We start from the raw sequence: 25833 nt of genomic DNA, 5'->3' as shown, positions 1-25833 counted from the left end.
ATGTGAGCGGTCGCGCTGAGGAATCTCCCCCGATTGTGTAAATCACTACATACGCGAGGGTGCGCCGGAGGCAGACTTTCCCTGTCCGAATGACGCGCAGGGGAGTGCGAGTGAAGCGGCTTCAGGCGTTGAACCGGTTGGTCGTCAGCGTGGACGCGGAGGGGTCTTCCCGCCGTGACGCCAAGGGGAAGCTCCGGTTACGCGACACGGTATACCGGGTGGTGCACGCCGCTTCGGCTGCGATCGGCGTGCCGTCCGAGACGGTCCATCTGGAGGACCGCGGAGACGGCGTGCTACTGGCCATGGACCCGGCGGTTCCGCCGCAGCACATGGTCGGCATCTGGCTGGAGGAGGTCTACCAGCAGCTGCGGGAGGAGCAACATGCGACCGACCCGGCGTCAAGGGTCCGGCTTCGGATCGCCATGCATATGGGGCCCGTCACGGATGACGGACGCGGCCTGGTGGGCGGCACCGTCGACATCGCCTGCGGACTGTGCGACTGCCCCGAGGCGCGGGCCGTGCTCACGGCGGCCGAGAGCTCCGATCTGGTCTTCGTGGCCTCGCAGCTGCTCTATGACACGGTGATCGCGGAAGGCGGGCGATTCGTCGAACCCGAGCACTACCGTTCGGCCGCGGTGCGGGTGAAGGGGAAGCCGCAGTCCGCCTGGCTGTATGTGCCGAGGCTGCCGGCGCCTCCGTTCCCCGTCCCGCGGGACTCCGGCCCGCCCCCCGGCCCCGGCCCGCACCCCGGCCCCGAGCCGGCTGGCACGGCGCAGGGCGGCGCCGCGCAGGGCGCCGCCGCCGGGCCGGTGAGGACCGCGGAGGATCCGCCGCTCAGTGCCCCCGCCGCCCCCCTCTACCACAACAAGTGGAACATCCACGTGGACGGCGTGAACCAGAACATCGACGGCGGCAGCCAGACGATCAACGTGTCCTGGCCCGAGGGGAAGACGGGGGCCCGCGATGAGTGAAGGGGGACAGCGCGCCGCGCCCGCCGCGCCCGCCGCGCCGGCCGCGGCGCCCGCGGCGGGCGGAGGCAGTCGAGGGGCAGAGGACTCCGGCGCCGGGGAAGGCAGGCGGCCCGAAGGCGCCGCCTCCGGCGAGGCGGGAAGAAGCTTCTCCGGCGTCCGCAGCAGCGTGGCGGACTCCGGCGCCGCCTACGCCGCCCAACAGGCGGGGGCGAACTTCCGGGTACACGGATACAACACGGTGGTCGACGGCCAGAACGCCTATGTGCACGCCGGTGACGTCCACCACCATCACGGCACGGGCCCGCGGCTCTCCCTGGTGTCCGGCTCCGTGCCCCGGGAGGAACTGCGCGACCTGCGGCTGGTGTTCGTGGAGCCGACGCGGTACCGGCGGCTGCAGGCAGAGCTGAGGCGAGAGCGCCTGCTGGTGCTGTGCGGCGACGCGGGCTCGGGACGCGCGTTCACCGCGGTGTCGCTCCTGGACGAGGCGGCACGCGGCGAAGTCCACCGCATGGACTCGGCCACCGAGATCGACCGCATTGCGGAAGAGGACATCCGGCCGGAGCGGGGCTATCTGCTGGAGGTCTCGGGCGACGACGACGCCCGCCAGGCGGATCAGGCCGGGGAAGGGCTGGCGGAACTCGTCGTCCGTCTCGCCCGCCGCCCCGCCGGTGTGCATCTGGACCGCCTCCGCGATCTGCTGCAGAGGACGAGCTCCTTCGCAGTGCTCGTGGTGGACCCCGGCGGCTTCGCCGACGAGTTGCTCCGGGGCAGGTACGCCCGCATGTTCGAACCTCCCGACCCGCAGATGGTGCTGCGTGCGCATCTCCTGCGGGAACTGGGCCAGGGCCGGACCGGAACGGTCGAGCAGGCCATGACGCTGGCGAACACGGATGCCGTACAAGAGGCCTTGGGGCTCGACGTCCTTCGTCCCCATGAGGCCGTGACCCTGTCCGGACTGCTGGCCCGGCAGGTCCGGGGCGAAATCGGCGAGCAGGAACTGCTGGCCGAGTGCGGGCGGTTCGCCGAGCACCAGGCCCGCAGCTGGTTCTCCGGGGCCGGCCGGGGCGCAAGCCCGGGGGCGACGCCGAACACCCTGCGCATCGCGGCCTTCCGCTGCGCCCTTGCGGCGTACAACGGCTCCCCCTACGGCCTGGCCGCCGAGGCGGCCGAACGACTCGCCCGGGAGTTCATGACCACCGCGACGCCCGAAGAGGAGCCGGGGCGGCCGTTGTTCACCGACAGCCAGGAGACGCAGCTCTCCGCGGCACGGGCGGTGCTGGAGGAGAGCGAGGCCGAGCTCGCCGGTGTGCGGGTGAAGACGACCCGGGTGCGCTTCCAGGGCCGTGCCCTGTCCCTGGCGGTGCTCCTCGAGGTGTGGAGCAGGCACCACGACGCACGGGGACCGCTGATCCGGTGGCTGCGCGCCCAGTGCGACGACCCGCGCCCCGCCGTATGGCTGCCCGCCGCGGTGACCTGCGGGGTCCTGCTCCGGCACGACAGCGCCTATGTGCTGCACGAACTGCTCCTCCCGCTGTCCGCCTCCCTGTCCGACACCCCGCGCCGAGCGGCGGCGACGGCGATGGCGGCGGCGGCCGAGGACCCCGGCACACGGCTGATGCTCGACAGCGTGCTGCAGCTGTGGGCCGAGGGGGACGACCCCGAACTCCGGCGCAGCACCGCCCTCGCCCATGGCTTCGGCGTCATCGCGCCGGACACCGCGGCATGCCTGAGCAGCCTGGGACGCCTTGCGCGGCGCGACGACTGGGACCTCATGGGAGACGTCGCCTACAGCGTGGCGAGGCTGCTGGCCGGTGACGACCCGTCCACGGTCGTCAGCCGGATCGGCATGTGGCTGGCCGACGGCCGGCGCAGCCACAACGACCTGGGCCTGCTGAGCGTCATCCAGATCGCCTCACTGCGCACCTGGGCGGTGTGGACGCTGGAAGAGCGCAGCTCCCTGGAGCCGTACGGCGACTGGCCGCTGCTGGCGACGCTGCTGGCCACCAGGCCGGATCAGCGGACCAGGCTGGCGGACCTCATGCGATTCGCGCTGGAGACGTCACGCTCGCGCAGCGCTGCCGTCGACGCGCTGACCGAGTGGCTGCGCCGAGGCGGCCGAACGGCCGGCACTGCTGGACGAACTCTGCGGGTTCATCCCCCTGCTGGCGGCCCACCCGGCGGGATCCCAGCGACTGCGCCACCTGGTGCAGCGGTTGACGAACGACCCGGACGAGACTCTCCGGACCACCACCTTGCAGCGCCTCGCCGACGCACTGTCCGCCGCCTGAACCCCCGCCCACGCCGCCCGTCGGGTGCCCGGTCCCCTCCGGTTCGCTCGCACCGCAGGACGGCGGCTCCACGACGTGCCGAAAGGACACAACAGATGAACACGCCAGCTCAGCCGCCCCACGGCGGGCAACAGCCCTGGGGCCGGCTTCCGCAGCAGCCATCGGCAGGTGAGATGACTCATCTGCCGGCCAAGACCCCGGAGCACGGGCTGTCCGCCGGCTCCCCCCAAGACCGGCCCGGAGCGCAGCCGCAGGACGGCGCACCCCGGCACGGCCGGAGACGTCCGCAGAGCAGTTCCGCACCAGAGGGATCAACCAGCATGAGTGCACAGGCTCACCCTCCCTACCCGCAGCAGCACGCATGGGCCGCCAACCCGCCGAACCAGGCGGCGGCGCGTCCGGGCTTCTCCCCGCAGAGCCCGCACTACCAGCCGCCTGCCGTTCCCATGGGGCCGCCCCCGCCCCGGTCCAGGCGCGAGCGCCCGCATCAGCAGCGACCCTCGCAGGACATGCCCGGACCCTTCGTCCGTGAGTACAAGCCGAGGTGGCCCTACCAGCACTCCAGCGCACAGGTGGCGTCCGCGCTCTTCCACCGGTACAGCCGCCCCAGGCTGGTGACGGCCGACGCCGTCGAGAACTTCTTCCGCAAGTGGTTCACCCCCGCGCCCTACACCGTCATCGACGTCCAGCTCGGCTGGCACGTCACGGCTTTCGAGATGGAGCTTCCCAGCGCGGATCCCGCCCTGTTCTTCCCGGCCAGGGTGAAGGTGCGGTGGCGCGTCGTCGATCCGTTCAAGGTGGCCAAGAGCCAGATCACCGACGTGGCCCAGCTCATGGTGCCCGAAATGGAGGACCGGCTGCGCAGCGTGTCCGGGCCTTCGGAATGCGCTCGGCCCACGAGGCCAACGAAGCGGTGAGGAATGCCCTGGACGAGGCGGAACTCGGCGGCGAGTTCGGCCTGGAACTCCAGCTCTTCGTCGACATCATCCCGGACAACCTGACCATCAGGCACACCGAGAGCGTCGTTCAGGCGCAGCACCAGACCGCGATGGAACGCGTCGAGCAGCAGCTGCGCAAGCTGCAGAACACCCATGAGCGGGAGAACATCCGTGAATGGACGGCGCACTTCCAGTCCGCGCTGGAGAACGGCGAGATCTCCGTCATGGCGCAGATGCTGGCCCGCAACCCCGACGACCTCTCCAGGATCCACGCCCTGCTCAAGAGCGAGCAGCGCGAGGCGCGACAGGACTCCATGGAGCTGATCGGCAGACTGATCGACGGCAACATGCTGGAAACGTGGCAGCTCGGAGACCGGGCCCAAGCGGTGGTCGACTTCCTGCGCACGGGAACCCAGCGTGCCGTGGACAGCGCCGGGAACACCACGGCGGAGACCCTTCGGGCCGGCGGGGGAGCGCAGCAGAGCCCCCGGCCGTTCTGGGAGACGACCGCCACGCAGATGCCCCCGCACGACGGAGAGCCGCCGCGGCCCGGCCCCGACCAGCCGTCCGGGCAGTGAGCCGGGGACCCGCGGGACCGCCCCCGGTCCGGCAGGAGCGCTGACCGGCTCCGGGCCGCCCCGCCCCGCGCCGACGGATGCGGAGCGGCCCGGACCCGGCGCAGACCGTCGAGGGGGGCGTCCGGTCCCGGCGGGCAGGTTCCTCGCCCGCGACAAGTGGAATCCCCGATGCCAGCGAGGCACGCTTAACGCATGCGGTCGCTCTTCCGCTCCGCTCACCCACCGGGAGCAGTCGGACACAGCCCGGTCCTGATCAGGCTCGCGCAAGTCGTGCCCTTCGCGATCATCCTGGTCGGGCTCACCATCGAGCTCACACCCGCACACTTTCTGTATACCGGGCCACTGCTCACCGCGATGCCCGCACTCGCCTCGCTGACGATGGGCCGCACGGGCATCCTCACCGCGGCGGCCCTGGCGTTCTCCGTCACCGCGATCAGCGCCACCATGCACGGCTCGTGGGGTGAGGGACAGGCGGCCAGCAACGCCCTGGGCATCATCGTGGTGACCTCCGCGAGCGTCGTCACGAGCGACGCCGTGCACAGCCGCCGGCAGAGCGAGCTCAACCAGGTCCGCAGGATCGCCGTGGCGGCACAGGAGGTCATCCTGAGACCCGTGCCGGCACGGCTGGACTCGGTGCAGGCGGCCAGCATGTACCTCGCGGCCGAGGCCGGCGCGCAGATCGGCGGCGACCTGTACGAGGCCGTGCCGACCCGCTACGGGGTCCGGATGATCGTCGGTGACGTACGGGGCAAGGGGCTGCCCGCCGTGCGGGCCGCCGCGGTGGTGCTGGGCGCGTTCCGGGAGGCCGTGCACTACGAGGACGAACTGGTTGAGGTCATGAACCACTGCGCGGCGGCGCTGCGGCGGGAAGGCGTCGTGGCGGACTTCGCAGGTCCGGACGGTGGCTGCGAGGACCCGGCGGACGACCTCCTCGAGAGCGAGGCGGAGAGCTTTGTCACCGCGCTGCTGGCCCAGGTGCCGGACAGCCATGAGGTCCTCGTGGTCAACCGCGGCCACACCCCTCCGCTGCGGCTGCACCAGGGCAGGGCGGAGGAGCTGGTGCCGGTCAGTCCCCTGCCGCCCCTCGGTCTCGACGAATTCATCACCGGTCCTCCGGCGGAGGCCGAGAGCTATGTGTTCGAGCCCGGTGACCGACTGCTGCTGCACACGGACGGCGTGGTCGAGGCCCGGGACGCCGACGGCAGGTTCTTCCCCCTGCCCGAGGCGGCGGAATCGGCGCCGGCGGGCTGCACTCCGTCGGAGTTCCTCGAGGCGCTGCACCTCGGCCTGATCCGCCATACGGACGGCCGCCTGGCGGACGACGTCGCCATGCTCGTCGTCGACCGGCTGGACGAAACGGCCGACAGGCCGCCGTGAGAGGCAGGCCGCCGTGAGAGGAGGGCGCCGCCGTCCCTGAGAAGATGAGAACCAGTCCGTTCAGGTACTGGGTGACAGGTGGCAGCCACCCCTAGGGTGAGCTGCTCATCAGCCTCGCAGCGAGGAAGACATGTTCGACTTCAGCGCGCCGATCGTGGTCACGTTCGTCCTCTACGTGATCGCCATGATCGGAGTGGGGATCTGGGCCTACACCCGTACCCGCACCTTCACCGACTTCGCCCTCGGCGGCCGCAGGCTCAGCGCGTTGGTGGCCTCCCTGTCGGCAGGCGCCAGCGACATGTCCGGCTGGCTGTTCCTGGCGCTTCCCGGCGCCGTGTACGCAGCCGGCATCGGCGCCGGCTGGATCGCCGTGGGGCTGGCGGTCGGCACCTATCTCAACTGGCTGTTCGTCGCGCCGAGGCTGCGCACCTACACCGAGCGCGCCGGCAACGCCGTGAGCCTGTCGGCCTATCTGGAGGAGCGCTTCGAGGACCGCACCCGGCTGCTCCGGACGGCCTCGGCGGCGGTCACCGTCGTCTTCTTCACCCTCTACGTCGCCAGCGGCCTGGTTGCCGGCGGATTCCTGTTCGAGCGTGTCTTCAACGTCGACTACGGGCTTGCCGTGGTTCTCACCGCCCTGTTCATCGCGGTCTACTCGTGCCTCGGCGGCTTCCTCGCCGTGAGCCATACCCATGTGATGCAGGGCTCGCTGATGCTCCTCGCCCTGGTGGTGCTCCCCGCGGTCGGCATCGGAGCGCTCGGGGGCTTCGGGGCGCTGAGCGACGCGCTCGACGCCAAGTCGCCCGCCCTGCTCGACGTCGGGGCCGAGGCCGACTTCGCCGGCGGCCAGTGGACGGCAGGCGGCCCGCTGGGCGCCGTCGCGATCGTCTCGCTGCTCGCCTGGGGCCTCGGCTACTTCGGCCAGCCGCATATCCTGGCCCGTTTCATGGGCATCCGCAGCACCCACGCCGTCCCCGCGGCCCGGCGCATCGGAACGGGCTGGGTGCTCGTCGTGCTCGCCGGCGCCACGCTTGTCGGCCTCATCGGCATCGGTGAGCTCGACACGCCGCTCCAGAACCCGGAGACCGTGTACATCGCGCTGAGCCAGACCCTGCTCAATCCCTGGGTCGCCGGCGTGATGCTGATCGCTGTGCTCGCCGCGATCATGTCGACCGCCGACAGCCAGCTGCTGGTGTCCTCCGTCGCCCTCACGGAGGACTTCTACCGGGCGTTCCTGAGGCGGAAGGCCTCGGACCGGGCGCTGATCTGGGTGGGACGCGGAGCCGTGGCAGCGGTGATCCTGGTCGCCTGCATGATCGCGCTGAGGGGCGACGGAGTGCTCAGCATCGTCGCCTATGCCTGGGCGGGCTTCGGGGCCGCCTTCGGGCCGGTCGTCCTCCTCTCGCTGTACTGGCCGCGGATGACCTGGGCGGGGGCCATGGCGGGGATCGTGTCCGGCGCGGCCACGGTGCTGCTCTGGGACGAGATCAACCCGCTGCTCGGACCGCTCGAGTCGGGCATCTACGAGATGGTCCCCGGCGTGCTGGTCGCCACCGTCGCCGCGCTGCTCTTCGGCCGGTTCGTCGGCCGGCCGCCGGAACGTGCCTTCTGGCGGATGCCGGGGGGCGGCGTCAGCCGGTTGATGCTCGAGCCCTTCCTCGCACACGCCCCGGTCGGCATGGCCGTACTGGACACCGATCTGCGGTACGTCTGGGTGAACGAACGGCTGGAGCAGCTGATCCCCCTGGAGCGACGGCTGGGCCGGAAGGTGAAGGACGTGCTGCCGCGGCTGGAGGCGGAGGCGTTCGAGGAGAATATGCGGACGGTCCTGGAGACCGGGGCTCCGGTGCTGGACTACGAGTTCCGCGGCCCCGGCTACCGGGACCGCCGAACCGGCAGGAAGCGCGCCTACTCGGCGTCCTTCTTCGGGATGCAGGACCGGCACGGCCGGCACGTGGGCGTCTGGTACATGGTCATCGACGTCACCGAGCGCTGGCGGGCCCAGGAACGCCTGGCTCTGCTCAACGAAGCCGGCGCCCGCATCGGCCGCACACTGGACGTGACGCAGACCGCGCAGGAACTGGCCGACGACGCCGTGCCGCCCCTCGCCGACTTCGTGGCCGTCGACCTGCTGGACTCCGTCATGAGGGGCGAGGAACCGGCTCCCGGGCCCGTGGGCGTCACGCCCGTCCTGCTCCGTGCGGGGCAGAAGTCGGTGCGCGAGGGCGGCCCGGAGACCGGTGTGGCCGTGGGCGAGGCGGTCTCGCGTGCCCCCTCGTCGCCGGTGGCCCGCTGCCTGCTGGAAGGCAGGACCGTGGTGGAACCGATCCTGGAGGGCGCGCCCGGCGGCTGGGTGGCCGAGGACCCGTCCCTGGGCGCCGCGGTCCGCGGCATCCAGCTGCGCTCGGCGATGGCGGTCCCGGTGAAGGCGCGCGGCGTCACCCTGGGCGCGGTCACGTTCGTCAGGTCCCGGCGGCTGGGCCCCTTCGAGGACGACGATGTGCGGCTCGCCGAGGAGATCGTCTCCCGAGCGGCGCTGTGCGTCGACAACGCACGCCGCTTCACCCGCGAGCGCACCGCGGCTCGTTCGATGCAGCGCTATCTGCTGCCCCAGGAGCTGACGGGAGGGTCCGCTCTGGAGGTCGCGTCGTGGTACTTCCCGGCGGACGCGCCGAGCGGTGTGGGCGGCGACTGGTTCGACGTGATCCCGCTGTCGGGGGCGCGGGTCGCGCTGGTCGTCGGGGACGTGGTCGGACACGGCATCAACGCCGCGGCGACCATGGGGCGCCTGCGCACCGCCGTGCGTACGCTCGCCAATCTGGATCTCCCCCCCGACGAGTTGCTGGCCCGTCTGGACGACCTCGTCATCGGCCTCATGGAGGTGCGCGGCGGCGGCGACCCGGCGGGGGCCGACGACGAGAGCGTGGACGGCGCGCTCACGGGGGCCACCTGCCTCTACGCCGTGTACGACCCCGTCGGCAGGCAGTGCTCGCTGGCCAGGGCGGGCCACCTGCCGCCCGTGGTCGTCGGCCCCGACGGCGCCGTCGACTTCCTGGACCTGCCCGCGGGACCGCCGCTCGGCCTCGGGTCCATGCCCTTCGAGTCCACCGAGCTGGAGCTGGCCGAGGGCAGCCTGATCGCGCTCTACACGGACGGCCTCATCGAGACCTGCGATCCGGATGTCGACGTCGGGATGGCCCGCCTGCGCGGCGCCCTCGCCTCGCCCGGCCCGACGCTGCACGAGACCGGCGGCAAGGTGATCGACGCCCTGCTGACCCGCCCGCCGTCCGACGACGTCGCACTGCTCCTCGCCCGGACACATGTCCTGGGGCCGGACCACGTGGCGTCCTGGGACCTGCCCGTCGATCCGGCCGCCGTCGCGGACGCGCGCAGCCTCGCGTGCAGGCAGCTGTCGGAGTGGGGGATGGACGACCTGGTGTTCACCACAGAACTGATCGTCAGCGAACTGGTCACCAACGCCATCCGCCACGCGACCGGACCGGTCGCCCTGCGCCTGATCCGCGACCGGGCCCTGATCTGCGAGGTGTCCGACGCGAGCAGCACGTCCCCGCGCCTGCGCCACGCCCGGACCACGGACGAGGGCGGGCGGGGCCTGCTGATCGTCGCCCAGCTCGCCCGCCGCTGGGGCACTCGCTACACCAGGACCGGCAAGATCATCTGGACGGAGCAGGCCCTTCCCGCGGAATCGGCCACCTGAGCCCGTTTCCGGCCGTATCCGCTCCGTCCGCGGACCGTTCTGCCCGGCAGACCCGGCCGGACCTCGGTGAACGCGTGTCGCTCAAGAGTTCGGCCGTGTTGCCGGTTGTATCCTGCTTCGGTGGAGGGGGACGCATATCGCTTCGGGGAGTACGAGCTGGACACGGCTCGGCGCCAGCTTCGCCGGGGCGGCGAGACGGTCCATGTCGAGCCCCGGGCCCTGGATCTGCTGTGTCATCTGATCGAGCACCGGGACCGGGTGGTGCCGAAGAACGAACTGCTCGACGAAGTGTGGGAGGACCGCTTCGTCAGCGAGGCCGCCCTCACCACGGCGCTGCGGACCGCGCGCCTGGCCGTGGGCGATTCCGGAAGCCGGCAGCGGCTGATCCGCACCGTGCACCGGCGGGGCTACCAGTTCGTGGCCCCGGCGAGGATCGTCGCGGGCAGCCCCGCCGTCGGCTCCGGGCGGCCGGCCGGCGTCGCACGGGCGTCAGCGGACGCATCGAGCGCCGCGGGCGGTCAGACCATCCGGTTCTGCCGGTCCGACGACGGCGTCCGGATCGCCTATGCGACCGTCGGCTCGGGTCCGCCCCTGGTCAAGGCCGCCAACTGGATGACCCATCTCGACCTGGAGTGGACGACCCCGGTGTGGTCGCACTGGCTCAACGGGCTTGCGCGCAACCGCCGGTTGGTCCGGTACGACGAGCGGGGATGCGGTCTGTCGGACTGGGCGGCGCCCGGCTTCACGTTCGACGACTGGGTCGACGACCTCGAGAGCGTGGTCGAAGCCGTGGGGCTGGAGCGTTTCCCCCTGCTCGGGGTGTCGCAGGGCGGTGCGGTCGCGGTGGCCTACGCCGCGCGCCGTCCGGAGCGGGTCAGCCGGCTGATCCTCGCCGGAGCCTACGCGCGGGGGCGGCAGGTCCGGGCACGGGATGAGGCGGAGCGCGACGCGGCTGCCCTTGACCTGGATCTGGCCCGGGTGGGGTGGATACATCAGGATCCCAGCTTCCTGAGGGTGTTCGCCTCCCAGTTCCTTCCCGAGGCCACGCCGGAGGAGTGGGACGAGTTCACCGACTTCCAGCGGCGGACGACCTCGCCGGCCAACGGGGTCCGATTCCTGGAGGAGTTCGCCCGGATCGACGTGTCCGGCATCGCCCACCGGGTGCAGTGCCCGACGCTGATCATCCACTCGCGCGACGACGCGCGCGTGCCGGCCTCACAGGCCAGTGAGCTGGCCGCCCTCATCCCCGACAGCCGGCTGGCACTGCTCAAGAGCCGCAACCATCTGCTCACCGCGTTCGAACCGGCCTGGGACGAGTTCCTGTCACACATCGACGCCTTCCTGGCCGAGTGACCTCACCGGCCGACGCCCCCAGCTCGCCCTCAGGAAACCTCAGAGTTCCGCCAAGCGGCAGACCGGCGGCATGTCCGACGATCGAAGAGGTCCAGGTCGGAGAAGTACGGGCCCGTGACCCATCTCACTTCGGACACGCAGCCTTTGAATGCACGGAAGGGTAGTCATCGTTGCACACAGAGTGCATATAGTCCCCTTCAGAAACGAGTGAGTGGAGGACTGCTCCATTGAGGGCCGACTGCACGGTTCACGATTCGATCTGCTTACCGCTGCGTCCTCCCCGTCAACACCGCTCCCATGGCGCCCGTGTACGGAAACCCCGTGCGGGCCGCCGTGGTCGACGCACTCACCTCCGTCCCCTTGAATCCGCGATGTGGAGCATCATGGTCCCCAACGCACGACCGTTGCCGCCGGTGCGCGGCCGGGAACGGCAACTGGCGCAGATAAGCGCGAACCTGCACCGCGTGACAGGCGCCCGGCGAAGCAAGGTCCTCCTGGTGGAGGCCGCACCCGGCGCGGGCAAGACCCGGCTCCTCCTGGAGGCCGCCGCCGTCGCCGGCAGAAACGGCTTCGCCGTCGTCAACGGCGTCCCGGCCACCCCTGACGCCACACCCAAGACGGCTCCGGCGACTGCCGGAACCCACGCCCACGCCCCGGGCGCCGCCGAGGGCGGATTCCACAGCCCGAGCACGCCTTCCGCGATCGAGGCGGTGCGGGCATGGCTGCGCAACGCACAGGAGAACGTCCGCGCCGTCGTCGTGCTCGACGATCTGCATCTGGCGAACCTCCCCACCCTGACGGCGCTGTGCGACCTCGTCGCCGCCGTCCGCGGTCGCCCGATCCTGTGGCTGCTCGCCTTCACGCCGGACAGGGACACCATGCCGTACGACCCGGTGCAGAGTTGTCTCGCCAAGCTCCGGGGCAGACTCCCGGTGGAACCGCTCCACCCGCTGGGTCCGCTTTCGGGCGACGCGTTGAAGCACCTGGTCGCCGACTGCACCGGAGCCGCCCCGGGCCCGGTGCTCCTCGCCCTGGCCGAAAGCGTCAACAGCACCCCCGGTACGGTGCTGGAACTGCTGCGCGGGCTCATGGACGACGGCGACATATGCATCGTCGACGGTGCTTCGCGGCTCCAGCCGGGCCTACCCGGCAGCGCCCCCGCCCGGGTCGGCGTATGCGTGCCCGCGTCCGTACCGGAACGTTTCTCCGCACTGATCCAGCAGGATCTGCGCTCGCTCTCCGAGCCCACCCTGAGGGCTCTCAGGCTGGCGGCGGTGCTCGGATCGCCGTTCACACCGGAGGATCTGTCGGCCATGCTCGGCGAAGCACCCGTCGGTCTGCTGGCAGCCGTGGACGAGGCGGTCGGCCGGGGGCTTCTGGTCTGCGGTGAGCACGACCTCGCATTCCGCACCGAGCCGATCTGGCGTGCACTGCTCGACTCCGTGCCGCCGCCGGTGCGCGCGATGCTGCGTCGACAGGCGGCGGAGATGCTGCTGTCGCGTCCCGACGGCGTCGAACGAGCCGCCCTCCAACTGGTGCACATCGCCCAGCCCTGCAATGTGAGGGAGCTGCGCATCATCGCCGACGGAGCCCAGCGGCTGCTGGCCGCCGATCCGTCGGCCGCGGCGTCGCTGGCGGCCCGCTGCATGGAGCTGGCGCCCGGTCAGGCCGACCGCGTACGGCTGGCGAAGACCGCGGTCGAGGCGTTCACCAGGGCGGGCGCCCTGGACCGGGCGATCACTCTGGCCAGGGACACGATCGACGAGGCCGCGAGGCTCGCGGCCCCGTTGCCGGCGGCACTCGCCGAAGACATCGCCGCGCTGCGGGGGGCGTCGTCCACCGCGCTGCTGCTGCAGGGGAACGCGCAGTCGGCGCGCCGGGCCGCGCGTGACGCGCTCGCGGCGCACGCCTGCGGCTTCCGGAGCCGCGAGGCCGTGATCACCCGTCTCGCAGCCTCCTACCTGACCGGAGACGGCGCCGCGGCTGAACTGGCCCGGAAGATCCTCAGCGCACCCGACCGCCACCCACAGGCCGTGCACGCCGGCGCACTGATCTTCGAGGCGTTCGGCCAGTGGCGCGACGGCCGAGTGGGAGGCGCGGTGGGAACCCTGCGCAAGGCCGTCGCGCTGGGCCGCCCGGACGAGGACGCGCAACTCCTCGATCCGCGCTGGTTCCTCGCCTTCGCGCTCACCAGGACGGGCGAGTACGACGAGGCCGCGGCGGCGATCCAGCCCTCCGCCCGGACGGCCGCCCCGGCGGAGGGGACGCTGGCCGCCGCCGTCGCGGGCGTGCTCCGGGCGCCCCTGCATCTCGCACAGGGGCGCCTGGACGACGCCGAGGAGGCGGCCAGGACCGGTGTGGGCATGGACGGCCCATATGTGCCGGTGCTCGCTCCCCAGGCGTGGCTGGTGCTGGCCCACGTCGCACTGCGCCGGGGGGCGCTCACCCAGGCCGAGGACCACATCAAGACCCTGGAGAAGGACTTCCCGCAGCCCGGCTCCAGTCCCTGGCAGGCGGCGCGCCTGCTGCTGAGCGCACAGCTGGCCGAGGCCAGGGCGGATGAGTGTGCGGCGGCGCAGGCGCTGGCGGAGATCGGGGCGCATGCCGACGGGCTCCGATTACTCGTTCTGGAGGATCCGGCCGCCGCGGCCTGGTGCGTGCGGAGCGCCCTCGCGGCGGACTTGCCGGACCTCGCCCGGACCGTGGTCGACACGACGGAACGCCTCCGAAGACACAACCGGGACGTTCCCGCGGTGCTCGCCGCCGCGGCCCATGCCCGTGCACTCGCCGAAGGGGACGTGGACGCACTGGCCCGGGCAGGCCGGCAGCACCGGAGCCCATGGGCCCGGGCCGCGGCGGTCGAGGACCATGCCGGCCTTCTGCTCGACGGCGGCGACCACGAGGGAGCGATCAGCGGGCTGGACCGGGCGATGAGCGCCTACGGCGCGCTCGGCGGCGAGCGGGACGCCGCTCGCGTGCGGGCCCGGCTGCGCCGGCTCGGCGTGCGCCGCCGGCACTGGACGCACGCGAAGCGCCCGGTCTCCGGCTGGGAGAGCCTCACCAAGACCGAACTGAAGGTCGCGGAACTGGTGGCCGACGGACTCACCAACCAGCAGACCGCGCGCCATCTGTTCATCTCCCCGCACACGGTCGGCTTCCATCTGAGACAGATCTACCGCAAGCTCGGGATCCGGTCCCGTACGGCTCTGGTCCGGTTGAAGGCCTAGCGCCGACTCCGCCGCGAAGCCGCCGGGGCCGTTCATGGGACGTGCTTCTTCAGAGGCTCCCACCACCGGCGGTTGGCCGCGTACCACTCGACGGTCTCGGCAAGGCCGCGGTCGAACGCGGTCCGCGGGGTATGGCCAAGTTCCCGCAGCTTGCCGTCGGTCAGGGAGTAGCGGCGGTCGTGCCCCTTGCGGTCGGGCGCCTGCTCGACGCGCTGCCAGTCGGCTTCCAGCGCGTCGAGCAGCCGGGCGGTCAGTTCCCGGTTGGTCAGCTCGGCGGTTCCGGCGATGTGGTAGACCTCGCCTGCCACGCCGCGCCGTGCGACCAGCCGGACCGCCCGGCAGTGGTCGTCGACGTGGATCCAGTCGCGCACATTGCCGCCGTCGCCGTACAGCGGCACGTTCAGGCCGTCCAGCAGGTTGGTGATGAACAGCGGGACGACCTTCTCCGGGTACTGGTACGGCCCGTAGTTGTTGCCGCAGCGGGTGATGCTGACCGGCAGCCCGTGTGTGCGGGCGTACGCGAGTGCGATCAGATCACCGCCGGCCTTGGACGCGGCGTAGGGGGAGTTGGGGCTGAGCGGGGCCGTCTCGTCCCAGGAGCCGGCCTCGATGCTGCCGTACACCTCGTCGGTCGAGACCTGGACGACCTTCGGGGTGCCCGCGTCGAGGCACGCCTGCATCAGGGTCTGCACGCCCAGGACGTTGCTGCGGACGAACTCGTCCGCGCCGGCTATCGAGCGGTCGACATGCGACTCCGCGGCGAAGTTGACGACGACGTCGTGTCCGGGCACCACCTCCCTGAGCAGCTCGGCGTCGCAGATGTCGCCGTGCACGAAGGTGAACCGGTCCTCGACGGGCTCCAGGTTCGCCAGGTTCCCGGCATAGGTCAGCCTGTCGAGCACGGTCATCCTGTCCTCGTCGGCGAAGGACCGCACGAAGTGCGAGCCGATGAAGCCGGCGCCGCCGGTCACGAGAATCCTCATGAGGTGACCTGCACCTTGCTGTGGTCGCCGAGGACGAGGCGGTGGGCCCTGAGAGTGCGGGGCGTCGACGTCACCTCGACCTCGCGTCCGATCAGCGAGCGTTCCACGCGCCGCACGCCGACGATGGACGCCCCGCGCAGCACGATGGAGTACTCGATCTCGCTGTCGACCACCGCGCAGTCGTTGTCGACGGAGGTGAACGGACCGATGTAGGAGTCGCGTATCCGCGACCCGGCCGCGACGACCGCCGGGCCGACGATCCGCGACCCGGTCACGGTCGCGCCCTTCTCGATCACCACCCGGCCGACCAGTTCGCTGGACCGGACCTCACCGGAGCAGTCGGCCTCCACGCCGTCCAGGACCAGGCGGTTGACCTCCAGCATGTCGGCCACGTTGCCGGTGTCCTTCCAGTACCCGGACACAAGGGTCGAATCCACGCGGCAACCCGCGTCGATCAGCTCCTGGATCGCGTCCGTTATCTCCAGCTCGCCCCGCCACGACGGCTTGAGCCGGCGGACGGCGTCGTGCACGCGGGCGCTGAACATATAGACGCCGACCAGCGCGAGATCGCTCTTCGGATGCTCCGGCTTCTCCTCGAGACCGATCACCCGGCCGTGGGCGTCCAACTCGACCACGCCGAACGCACGCGGGTCCGGCACCCGGGTGAGCAGGATCTGGGCGTCCGGGCGGTTCACCCGGAAGCGCCGCACGAGCGCGTCGATGCCGCCGACGATGAAGTTGTCGCCCAGGTACATCACGAAGTCGTCGTCGCCGAGGTAGTCCCGGGCGATGCTCACGGCATGGGCCAGGCCCAGCGGCGCCTCCTGCGGGAGGTAGGTGACGTCCAGGCCGAACCGCGAGCCGTCGCCGACCGCGGACTCGATCTCGGCGGCCGTGTCGCCGACGACGATGCCGACCTCGCGGACTCCCGCCTCGGCGATCGACTCGAGGCCGTAGTACAGCACCGGCTTGTTGGCGACGGGCACAAGCTGCTTCGCCGAGGTGTGCGTGATCGGCCGCAGCCGGGAGCCGGAACCGCCGGCGAGCACCAGCGCCTTCATCGGCGCCCCTGCATCCGGCCGGCCGGCGGGCTGCCGCTCGGTATGCGGGTCTCGGAAGGCGGAGCCATCATCTCTCCCGTATCCATATCCAAATCCGTATCCGTGGAAGGGCCGACTCCGGGCGTCGGCCCGCTGTTCCGCGGCAGGCCGCCGCGGCGTGGACGCCGTCCTCAGGACAGCACGGCGGGCAGGACGCTCAGCCGGCGGATCATCCACTCCGACTCCCACTCCACGGCGGCGCCGGTGCTCAGCCTCGCGTACGGGAAGCGGCGCAGGAATCCGCGCACCGCGATCTGCGCCTCCAGCCGGACCAGCGAGGCGCCGATGCAGTAGTGCGCGCCGAGGCCGAAGGAGAGGTGCCCCTGTCCCCGCCGCTCCGCGGCGAAGCTGTCGGCTCCCTCGCCCGGCTCCCGGTTCGCCGCCGCGATGCTGACCTGCACCGGGGCGCCCCTGGGGATCAGATAGCCGCCGAGATCGATGTCCTCGGTGGCGAACCGCCAGGTCGGGTGCGGAAACGGCGGGTGAACCCGGAGGGTCTCCTCGACCCACCCCTTGATGTCCTCGTCGGTCCGCGGCCGCTCCTGTGCCGGCCGTCGCAGAGCCTCGTACAGCGCCGCGGAGATCAGGCTCCCGGTCGTCTCATAGCCGGTGATGATCATTCCCACCGTCCAGACGATGACTTCGCCCTCGGTGACCGCCGCGTCGGGCCCGTCGGAGGAGGCCAGCAGACCCGTGATCACCCCGTCGGCCAGCGGGGCCGGGTCCCGGACCCAGCCTTCCACCGCCCCGAACAGCGCCCCGACGGCCTCGGTGCGTGCCGGGTAGTCGGAGGAGTAGAGCATGACGTCGGTGATGCTGCGCAGCTGCCGCTCCGCCTCGGGGGGCAGGCCGAGCATCTCGGAGATGAACGCCAGCGGAATCCGGTGCGTGTAGTCCGTCACCACGTTGACTTCGGCGGACTCTCCGGAGCGGGACCGCTCCAGTTCGTCGAGGAATCCGTCGACCTTGACGCTGACCCGCTCGCCCCATCTCTCGGTGTTGCGGGGGCTCAGCACCGGCGCGTGCAGCCGCCGTATCCGCGCATGGTCCTCACCGTCGCTCATGATCATCGCGCGGGCGTACTCCGGGGGCGGCTGCGACCCCACCATCAGGCCCGGCTTGCGCATCCAGTCGGGGACCAGGGTGATGTCCTTGGCCAGTCGGGGGTGCGTGAGCGCGGTCCGCACCAGCTCCGGGTCGCACACGACCCAGGCGTGGTGTCCGAGGTAGGGAATCCGGACGACCGGCGCCACTCGCGCAGCCGCCAGCAGGTCCGGCATGCAGTCGAAGATGCCCGGGTCCGTCGGCATGGTCGTCTCGGGGGCTGCTGCCAGGCCGGTTTTCGTCGTGACGTTCACTGGGTGAAACCTCCGGTGGGGATCTGGCCTGGGGAATCGGCCATGGACTCGATGAGCTCGGCGGCCTTTCGCGGGGCGTCGCAGCTCTGGTGCTCCCGGGACAGCGCGCGTGCCCGCCGCCGGTACCGCTCGTCGTGCAGCACGGTGGTCACGGCCTCGCGCAGGCCGGGTTCGGACACGGCCCGCCGTTTGAGGACGACTCCGGTCCCGGACCACTTGACACGCGCCGCCACGTCGGGGTTCTCCTCCGAGCGGGGCGCGACGACCAGGGGCACCCCCTGGGCGAGGGCCGCGTTGACGCCGTTGTAGCCCCCGTTGGTCACCATGGCGTCCACGTGCGGCAGCAGATGGCAGTAGGGGACGAACCGCTCCAGCCGGACATTGTCCGGCAGCGGACGCAGCCGGTCGACGTCCAGGGTGCTTCCGGTGGTGACCACGACGAGGACGTCCTGGTCGGCCAGTGCCCGGATGGCCGGGGCGAGCAGCCAGCCGACGTCGTTGGCCGTGGTGCCCTGGGTGACCAGCACCACCGGCCGGCCGTCGTGCAGTTCGTCCCACCAGGCGGGCGGGTCGAAGTCCTCCGGGGGAAGTCCGAGGAGCCCGCCCACGAAGTGGGTTCCCGGGAGCAGGTCGCTGCGGGGAAACTCGAAGGAGCTTACGGTGCCCATGAGATAGAGGGACGGCGGGCGCGCGATGTTCTCCATGGCGCTCGTCCCGAGTCGCTCCAGTTTCACCAGGGCCCGGGTGCGGTCGGCCTCCAGGCGCAGGTCCCGCATCACCACGCGGTCGCCGATGAAGCGGAGCAGCGCGTTGCGCACCCGTCCGAGCGGTGATGCGTTCGGCTGCAGCCCCCGTCCGAGCGGGGCGGTGTCCCTGCTGCCGAGGATGTACACCGAGTTGCTCAGCCAGGCCAGCGGAATTCCGGTGCGCTCGCTGGCGAAGCACGCGCCGTAGCACATGTCGTCGGCGAGTATGCAGTCGGCCGGAAACCGCGTCAGGATCGCCAGCAGGTCATCCATCTGGGCCGGTGCGGTCCGGTAGAAGACGTCCCGGATACCGATCTTGAAACTGGCTATCCCGGTCAGCCCGGCGTGGCCGGGGAAAGCCTCCTCCCGGCTCTTCCCGCCGAAGTCGAGTCCGGCGCTCATGGGCTCAAAGCACGCCCCGGTCTGCTCCACCTGCTTTTGGAAGGCCCGGCCGGTGTACCACCGCACCTCATGCCCGCGCCGGGCCAGCTCGCGTGCGACCTCCAGCATGCCGACGACGTGTCCCGGCGCCGGTGTGGTCGCGATCAGCACTCGCGTCAACGTCGCCTCCTTCAGGGGCCTGTGTGATGTTCCCGCCGGCCGGCTCCGGCGCCCGCAGGGTCCGGCCGTCCGGCCACGCACGCCAGCATCGCCTCACACACGGGCCCCGACGGCGATGCGGGGAAAACCCCGCGCGTTCACGCAGGATGACGCCGCCGTGCCGCCCCGATCGCGCCGGCGGACCGTCTGCCGAACCGTCCGCGCCCGGGCCCGTCGGGGGATACGGAGGCGCCGCACTCGCGCGAACAATGGCTGACGACCAATCCCCGGCATCGCCCTTTCCGGGACCGGGAAAGGCGCGGGCGTTCATCCAGGACATGCTCCCCGGCCTTGGACATCGCGTACTGGAGGAAACCTGTGACGGCACCCTTGCAGGAGATCGACGGGCCGGACGGCGCCATCGGCAGACCGAAGAAGGTCACCGTCATAGGCGCCGGAATCGCCGGTCTGGTGACGGCATATGAACTGGAACGCCTCGGACACCACGTACAGGTCATCGAAGGAAGCCGCGACATCGGCGGCCGCATTCACACCCATCGCTTTCCCGGCGGCGGCGCGGCCGGGCCGTTCGCCGAGCTCGGCGCGATGCGCATCCCCGCCGGGCACCGGCTGACCATGCACTACATCGCCGAACTCGGCCTGCAGAACCAGGTGTGCGAGTTCCGGACGCTGTTCTCCGACGACGCCGCCTATCTGCCCAGCTCCTCCGGATACCTTCGGGTGCGCGACGCGCACGAAACCCTTGTGGACGAGTTCGCCGCAGGGCTGCCGAACCGGCACTACCGGGACAACACCCTGCTGTTCGGCGCCTGGCTCGACGCCAGCATCAGGGCCATCGCCCCCCGTCAGTTCTATGCAGAACTGCACGACGAGATAGGCGCGGAACTGCTGAATCTCGTCGATCACATCGACTTGGCGCCGTACCGGTGCGGAAGCGCGGGGAACAGAATCGACCTGCACGCCTTCTTCGCCGACCACCCCCAGGTGCGGTCGTTGTGCCCGCCGCGCCTTGAGCGCTTCCTCGACGATGTGCTGGACGAGACCAGTTCCACCATCGTGCGGCTGCGGAACGGGATGGACACGCTGCCCCGGCGGCTCGCCTCGCGGATCCGGGGAAAGATCTCGACCGGCCAGGAGGTGGTGGGCATCGACGTCCGGGACGACGAGGTCGTCCTCCGGATCCGGCAGGGCGTCAGAACCTTCACCAGGAGCTGCGACTACGTGGTGTGCACCATTCCGTTCACGGTGCTCAGACGGATGCAGCTGACCGGCTTCGACCAGGACAAGCTGGACATCGTCCACCAGACGAAGTACTGGCCGGCGACGAAGATAGCCTTCCACTGCCGCGAGGCCTTCTGGGAGAAGGACGGGATCAGCGGGGGCGCATCCTTCACCGGCGGGCATGTGCGGCAGACCTACTACCCGCCCGCCGACGGCGATCCGGCCCTCGGCGCGGTACTGCTGGCGAGCTACACCATCGGTCCGGACGCCGACGCGCTGGGCCGGCTGAGCGAGACGGAGCGGAACGCGGTCGTCAGCAGGGAACTGAGCGTGATGCACCCCGAGCTGAGCCGGCCGGGCATGGTCCTGGGCGTGGCGGGCCGGGCCTGGGGCGCGCGCCGATGGTCCTGGGGGGCGGCCACCGTCCGCTGGGGCCAGGAAGCCGCCCTCCGCGAGGCGGAGCGACGGGCGGCGGCCCGTCCGCAGAAGGGGCTCTTCTTCGCCGGCGAGCACTGCTCGTCGAAGCCCGCATGGATCGAGGGCGCGATCGAGTCGGCCATCGACGCCGCGCATGAGATCGAGTGGTACGAGCCCCGGGCGAGCCGCGTCTTCGCCGCCGCCCGGACGAGCCGCGCGGACGGGTCGGCATGAGCGTCTTCGACCTGCCCCGGCTGCACTTCCAAGGAACGGCGACGACACATCTGCCCACCGGTCCGCGCAGCGGCCTCGTCGACCTGGCGACGAACACGGCGCTCACCGACGACGGGCAGCCCTTCCCCGCGCACCGGCCGCCCGGCGAGTACCACGACTACCTCGACCGGCTGGGACCGAGGTTCGACGACGCAGGCCGCCCGGCGCCCGACGGGGCCTTCAGCGCGGCCAAGGGCGAGGACTTCGCCGGCAACGGGCACTTCTCGATCGACGCACGGATCGTCAGCGTCGAGGGCCGCGCGGGCGACGTCGACACCGCCGACCCGGTGGTCGGGCGCGCGGTCGACATGTGGGGGCACTACAACGAGTACCTCGCCACCACCGTCAACCGGGCCCGCGTCTTCGACGTCGACCCGTCGTCCGACTGGACCACGGCGCTCATGGTCGGGCAGTTCTGCTTCGGGCGCGACGGACGCTCCCACGACGTCGGGTACATGGTCACCGGGGCCGTCCGCGGCTTCCACCCCCCGAGGTGGCACAACTCCGGCCACGCCGCCGACGCCGGCGGTCACTGGCTGGCGGGGCGGCTGCGCCGGTCCGTGGTCCACCAGTTCGTCGTGACCGAGCACGACGAGCTGACCTGGCTCGACGAGACGGCCGTGTCCCCGGCCGTGCGGCGGCTGCGGGCCATGGCGGCTACGGAGGACGTGGGCGGACTGGTGGTGCAGTTCGCGCTCAGCCATATGTCCCCTCCTCGCGCGCCCGACCGGCCGAGCCGCTGGCAGCTGCGCGGGACGATCGCCCCCTGGCGGCCGCACGAGTTGCGCACGTATCCGGCCGGCCGCCTGCTCGTCCCGGACCGCCGGGCGTCCGGCGGGGCCGCCGGAGGGCTGCACAACCTCTCCGTCGAGCTGACGGACGAACATGTCACCCTCAACATGATCACCGCGGTGCCGTCCTCCGGTCCGGTGCCGTCCTCCGGTCCGGCGCCGGACCCCGGCTCCGGCGAGCCGGCCGGCCCCCCTGCGCGGACAGACCTCGGCGACCTCGAACTGCGCACGGCGCACAGCGGCCGCCTGGTCGCCCGCGTGCCCCGGCAGGCGTACCTGGGCCAGGAGTACGCCCTGGCCGGCGGCCTGGTGACGGTTCCCATCGAGATGCCTGCGGACGCCGCGGCCGGGGAGGCGCTGCACCTGGTGGGCGCCGGGCCCGACGGCCCGGCGGTGCATCTGCGTGAGAAGGAGATCAACGTCCAGGTCGACGACGCCTGCCTCATCCTGGAGCACCCGCGGCACCCCGAGGACGCGGACCACGACGTCGAGGTGCTCGTACGGTCCTTCGTACGGGGCCGTCCGGGCGCCGTCGGCGGGATCGGCGTACGGCAGTTCTTCAACCCCAGGGCTCTTCCGCGCGACCCGTCCGCGAGCTCCCCTCAGGCGCGGTGCTCGGACATCGGCATCGTCCGTGTGCGCGCGGGCCGGCGGGACGGCTCCGGCACGTGGTCGAGCGCCTGCGCCCTGGACACGGACCGGGCGGGCCGCGGGTGGTTCACCCTGCGGGGCGCGGCAGCGGGCGCCGCCCGCGTCCTGCTGTCCGCCGACGCCGGCGACCTGCCGTGCGACGTGGACCTCCCCGGCTCCGCGGCGGCGGCCTACGACCACGACGACGCCCTCGGCTACTGGCCCGGCGCCGGATATCTGTCGGTGCGGGTGCTGCCCGACGACTGGCGGCTGGCCGGGATCGGACCGGACGAGGCGACCTTTGACCTGGTGTACAGGGAGGTCTTCGCCTTCTACGAGCACCTGTACTCCTTTATGAAGGCGGAGGTCTTCAGCCTGGCGGACCGCTGCAAGGTCGAGACGTACGCCAAGCTGATCTGGCAGATGTGCGACCCGCGCAACAAGGCGACGACCTACTACATGCCGCCGACGCGGGATCTGTCCGCGCCGAAGGCCCAGCTCCTGCTGGCGTTTCTGCGGGCCCGGCAGGCGCCGGACGAGGTCCTGCTGACCGTGCCGGCCGCCGCCCGCAGAAGCAGGGGGATCACCACGCGTGGCGAGCTCGTCGGGGTGCTGCGCGACGCCGCCGCCATCGAACTGGCCGTCATGCTCCAGTACCTGTACGCGGCCTACTCGGTGCCTGCCCACGGCGCCGGCCTGGAGTATGTGAGACGGGGCGTGTGGACGCCCGAGCAGCTCCGGCTCGCCTGCGGCGACGGCGGTCGGACCCTCGACGAGGGCATCCGCAGCATGCTGCTGAACATCGCCCGCGAGGAGATGATCCACTTCCTCCTCGTCAACAACATCCTCACCGCGGCGGGCGAGCCGTTCCATGTGCCCCGGATCGACTTCGGCGCCGTCAACCACGAGCTGCCGGTGCCCCTGGACTTCGCCCTGGAGCGGCTGGGGCCCGGCAGCGTCGAGCGGTTCGTGCAGATCGAGCGGCCGGAGGACCTCGTCGGGGACGTACGGCGGAGCAACACGGCGGCGGCCCCCGCGTCCTACGACGACAGGCACCCCTACGCCTCGCTGAGCGAGATGTACGCGGACATCCGCGAGGGCCTGCAACGCGTCCCGGACCTCTTCCTGGTGGAGAAGGGCAGGGGAGGCGGCGAGCACCATCTCTTCCTGCGCAGGTCGGTCAACCGGCGGCACCCCGACTACCAGCTCGAGGTCGACGACCTCTCCAGCGCGCTGTTCGCGATCGACGTCATCACCGAACAGGGAGAGGGCGGGGCGCTCGGCGAGGGCGCCGCCGAGGAGTCGCACTACGCCTCGTTCCTGCGGATCGGCGAGCTGCTCCGCGACGCACCGCCCGCACGGACGCTCCCCGGCCGTGAACGGTGGAACCCGGCCTATCCCGTGGTGCGGAACCCGACCCTCGGGCAGGGCAACCCGGCCATGGAGACCGTCACCGACCCCGACGCCCGGTCCGTCATGGAGCTGTTCAACCGTGCCTACTTCATGGCGCTGCAGCTCATGGTCCAGCACTTCGGCGAGCGCCCGGACGAGAGCCTGCGGCGGTCCGACCTGATGAACGCGGCGATCGACATGATGACGGGCCTGATGCGCCCGCTGGCGGAGCTGCTGGTGACCCTGCCGTCGGGGCGGCGGGGCACGACCGCCGGGCCGTCGTTCGAGCTGACGGAGCAGCCCGCACCCGTGCCCCGTCCGGACGTGGCACGGCGCGGCATCGCGCTGCGTCTGGACCACCTCGCGGCGGCATGCCGCAAGAACCCCCTGGTGCCCGCCCGTGTGGGGGAGATGAGCGCGTTCTGGGCCGACCACTTCCGGCCGCGGCGCCGCTGAGCGCTCCGCTGGGACCGAACCACCCCAGGCCGTCGGTCCGCCGCGCCGCCGCCCCAGGCCGTCGGTCCGCCGCGCCGCCGCCGCGGCCCCTCGGGCCACGCGACGGAGCCGCATATCGATACAGCCCCGGGCCCTGGGGGCGCTGCCAAACCCCACACCGTCAACCGAAGGAGAAGGAGACCGCATGCCATCCGCGACGCTGCCGCGGTTCGACCTCAAGGGCTGGGACAGGAAGGACATCGCCCACCCGTACCCCGTGTACCGGCGCTACCGGGAGACCGCGCCGGTCCATCGCGGGGCGACGGAAGCGGGAAAGCCGGACACCTTCTACGTCTTCTCCTACGCCGAGGCCGTCCGGGTGCTGTCGGGCCGGCGTTTCGGCCGCGACGCGCGCACGGCGTCCGGCGGTGCCGGCGCGCAGTCCGGCCCGGTTCCCGCCGAGTACCGGGCGCTGCGGGCCATCGTCGAGGACTGGCTGGTGTTCCTGGACCCGCCGCGCCACACCGAGCTGCGCTCCCTGCTCAGTGCGGAGTTCTCGCCCGCGGTCGTCACCGGACTGCGGCCCCGCATCACACGGATCGCGCACGAACTCCTCCGGCAGCTCGGACGGAACGGGGAAGCCGACCTCGTCGAGGGCTTCGCGGCGCCGTTCCCCATCCTCGTCATCTCCGAGCTGCTCGGCATCCCCGCAGAGCACCGCGAACGGCTCCGCGCCAACGCGGTGGCCCTCCAGGAGGCCAGCACCACCCGGTCGCGGAGCGGCACGGGCGGCTACGCACGGGCCGAGGCCGCCGCCGCGGAGTTCGCCCGCTACTTCCGGAGGGAGGTGCGCCGGCGGCGCGGCGACGAGCGCACCGACCTGCTCACGCTTCTCGTCCGAGCCCGGGACGAGGGCGCACCGCTGAGCGTGGACGGGATCGTGTCGACCTGCGTCCACCTGCTCACCGCCGGACACGAGACCACGACCAACTTCCTGGCGAAGGCGGTGCTGGCGCTGCGGGCGCACCCGCAGGTCCTCGACGAGCTGCGCGGCGCTCCCGAGCTGACGCCGGGGGCGGTCGAGGAACTCCTGCGCTACGACCCGCCGGTGCAGGCGGTGACGCGATGGGCGTACGAGGACACCCGCCTCGGCGGCCGCGAGGTGCCGCGCGGCAGCCGCGTGGTCGCGCTGCTCGGCTCGGCCAACCGGGACCCCGAGCGCTTCCCCCGCCCCGACGTTCTGGACGTGCGCCGCGCAGCCGACCGGCATCTGGGCTTCGGGCTCGGCATCCACTACTGCCTCGGCGCGACGCTGGCGCGCGCCGAGGCCGAGATCGGCCTCAGGGCGCTGCTGGACGGCGTTCCCGGGCTGGGCCGCGGCGACCGGCCGGTCGACTGCGCCTACGCCGACGACCTGGTCTTCCACGGGCCGACACGGCTGGTCCTCGACATGTCCGGCCGCCCGTGACCACAGCG

General features: G+C 71.7%; 14 protein-coding genes. 10 read left to right on the top strand and 4 right to left on the bottom strand.

Features of this window, described 5'->3' with window-relative positions; genetic code table 11:
• Positions 1-110 precede the first annotated feature (110 nt).
• The 7 genes from QCN29_RS03595 (at position 111) to QCN29_RS03560 (ending at position 14450) form a co-directional block, all read left to right on the top strand.
• Positions 111-971 carry a hypothetical protein gene (locus QCN29_RS03595; RefSeq protein WP_279926195.1) on the top strand — a complete coding sequence of 287 codons (861 nt, stop codon included), beginning with the start codon at positions 111-113 and terminating at the stop codon, positions 969-971.
• Positions 964-4176 carry a hypothetical protein gene (locus QCN29_RS03590; protein WP_279926194.1) on the top strand — a complete coding sequence of 1071 codons (3213 nt, stop codon included), beginning with the start codon at positions 964-966 and terminating at the stop codon, positions 4174-4176. Before QCN29_RS03595 ends, QCN29_RS03590 begins: the two co-directional genes overlap by 8 nt.
• Complete coding sequence (locus QCN29_RS03585) at positions 4173-4775, top strand: hypothetical protein (protein ID WP_279926193.1); 603 nt, start codon at positions 4173-4175, stop codon at positions 4773-4775. Before QCN29_RS03590 ends, QCN29_RS03585 begins: the two co-directional genes overlap by 4 nt.
• Positions 4776-5045: 270 nt before the next feature.
• A complete protein-coding gene (locus QCN29_RS03580) occupies positions 5046-6152 on the top strand; it encodes a PP2C family protein-serine/threonine phosphatase (protein WP_279926192.1) in 1107 nt (368 codons plus the stop codon).
• 130 nt (positions 6153-6282) lie between these two features.
• Positions 6283-9870, top strand: coding sequence for a sodium/proline symporter PutP (putP, locus tag QCN29_RS36810; protein ID WP_318036686.1), 3588 nt, complete (start codon positions 6283-6285; stop codon positions 9868-9870).
• Positions 9871-9990: 120 nt separating this feature from the next.
• Positions 9991-11223, top strand: coding sequence for an alpha/beta fold hydrolase (locus tag QCN29_RS03565; RefSeq protein WP_279926191.1), 1233 nt, complete (start codon positions 9991-9993; stop codon positions 11221-11223).
• A 371-nt stretch (positions 11224-11594) separates the two neighbouring features.
• Positions 11595-14450 (top strand): helix-turn-helix transcriptional regulator, encoded by a 2856-nt coding sequence (locus QCN29_RS03560; protein ID WP_398859107.1) that lies wholly within the window; start codon positions 11595-11597, stop codon positions 14448-14450.
• A gap of 32 nt (positions 14451-14482) precedes the next feature.
• Here QCN29_RS03560 and rfbB read toward each other — a convergent pair whose 3' ends face one another.
• From rfbB to QCN29_RS03540, 4 genes are all read right to left on the bottom strand, one after another.
• Positions 14483-15433, bottom strand: coding sequence for a dTDP-glucose 4,6-dehydratase (gene rfbB, locus QCN29_RS03555; RefSeq protein ID WP_279926189.1), 951 nt, complete (start codon positions 15431-15433; stop codon positions 14483-14485).
• Positions 15430-16494, bottom strand: coding sequence for a glucose-1-phosphate thymidylyltransferase (locus QCN29_RS03550; RefSeq protein WP_279926188.1), 1065 nt, complete (start codon positions 16492-16494; stop codon positions 15430-15432). The genes rfbB and QCN29_RS03550 overlap by 4 nt, the downstream gene beginning before the upstream one ends.
• Before the next feature lie 170 nt (positions 16495-16664).
• Positions 16665-17891 carry a cytochrome P450 gene (locus QCN29_RS03545; RefSeq protein WP_279926187.1) on the bottom strand — a complete coding sequence of 409 codons (1227 nt, stop codon included), beginning with the start codon at positions 17889-17891 and terminating at the stop codon, positions 16665-16667.
• Complete coding sequence (locus tag QCN29_RS03540) at positions 17888-19189, bottom strand: glycosyltransferase (protein ID WP_279926422.1); 1302 nt, start codon at positions 19187-19189, stop codon at positions 17888-17890. The genes QCN29_RS03545 and QCN29_RS03540 overlap by 4 nt, the downstream gene beginning before the upstream one ends.
• 366 nt (positions 19190-19555) lie before the next feature.
• On the opposite strand from QCN29_RS03540, the gene QCN29_RS03535 reads away from it, so the two are divergent.
• The 3 genes from QCN29_RS03535 (at position 19556) to QCN29_RS03525 (ending at position 25825) form a co-directional block, all read left to right on the top strand.
• Positions 19556-21070, top strand: coding sequence for a flavin monoamine oxidase family protein (locus QCN29_RS03535; protein WP_279926186.1), 1515 nt, complete (start codon positions 19556-19558; stop codon positions 21068-21070).
• Positions 21067-24378, top strand: coding sequence for a ferritin-like domain-containing protein (locus QCN29_RS03530; protein ID WP_279926185.1), 3312 nt, complete (start codon positions 21067-21069; stop codon positions 24376-24378). Before QCN29_RS03535 ends, QCN29_RS03530 begins: the two co-directional genes overlap by 4 nt.
• Before the next feature lie 184 nt (positions 24379-24562).
• Positions 24563-25825: a cytochrome P450 gene (locus QCN29_RS03525; RefSeq protein WP_279926184.1), complete on the top strand. Its 1263-nt coding sequence runs from the start codon at positions 24563-24565 to the stop codon at positions 25823-25825.
• The last annotated feature ends 8 nt before the right edge of the window (positions 25826-25833 follow it).

Source organism: Streptomyces chengmaiensis, from assembly GCF_029846775.1.
Taxonomy (GTDB): Bacteria; Actinomycetota; Actinomycetes; order Streptomycetales; family Streptomycetaceae; genus Streptomyces; species Streptomyces chengmaiensis.
The sequence above is the reverse complement of the archived record's forward strand: the minus strand, read 5'-3'. Positions and strand labels throughout refer to the sequence as shown.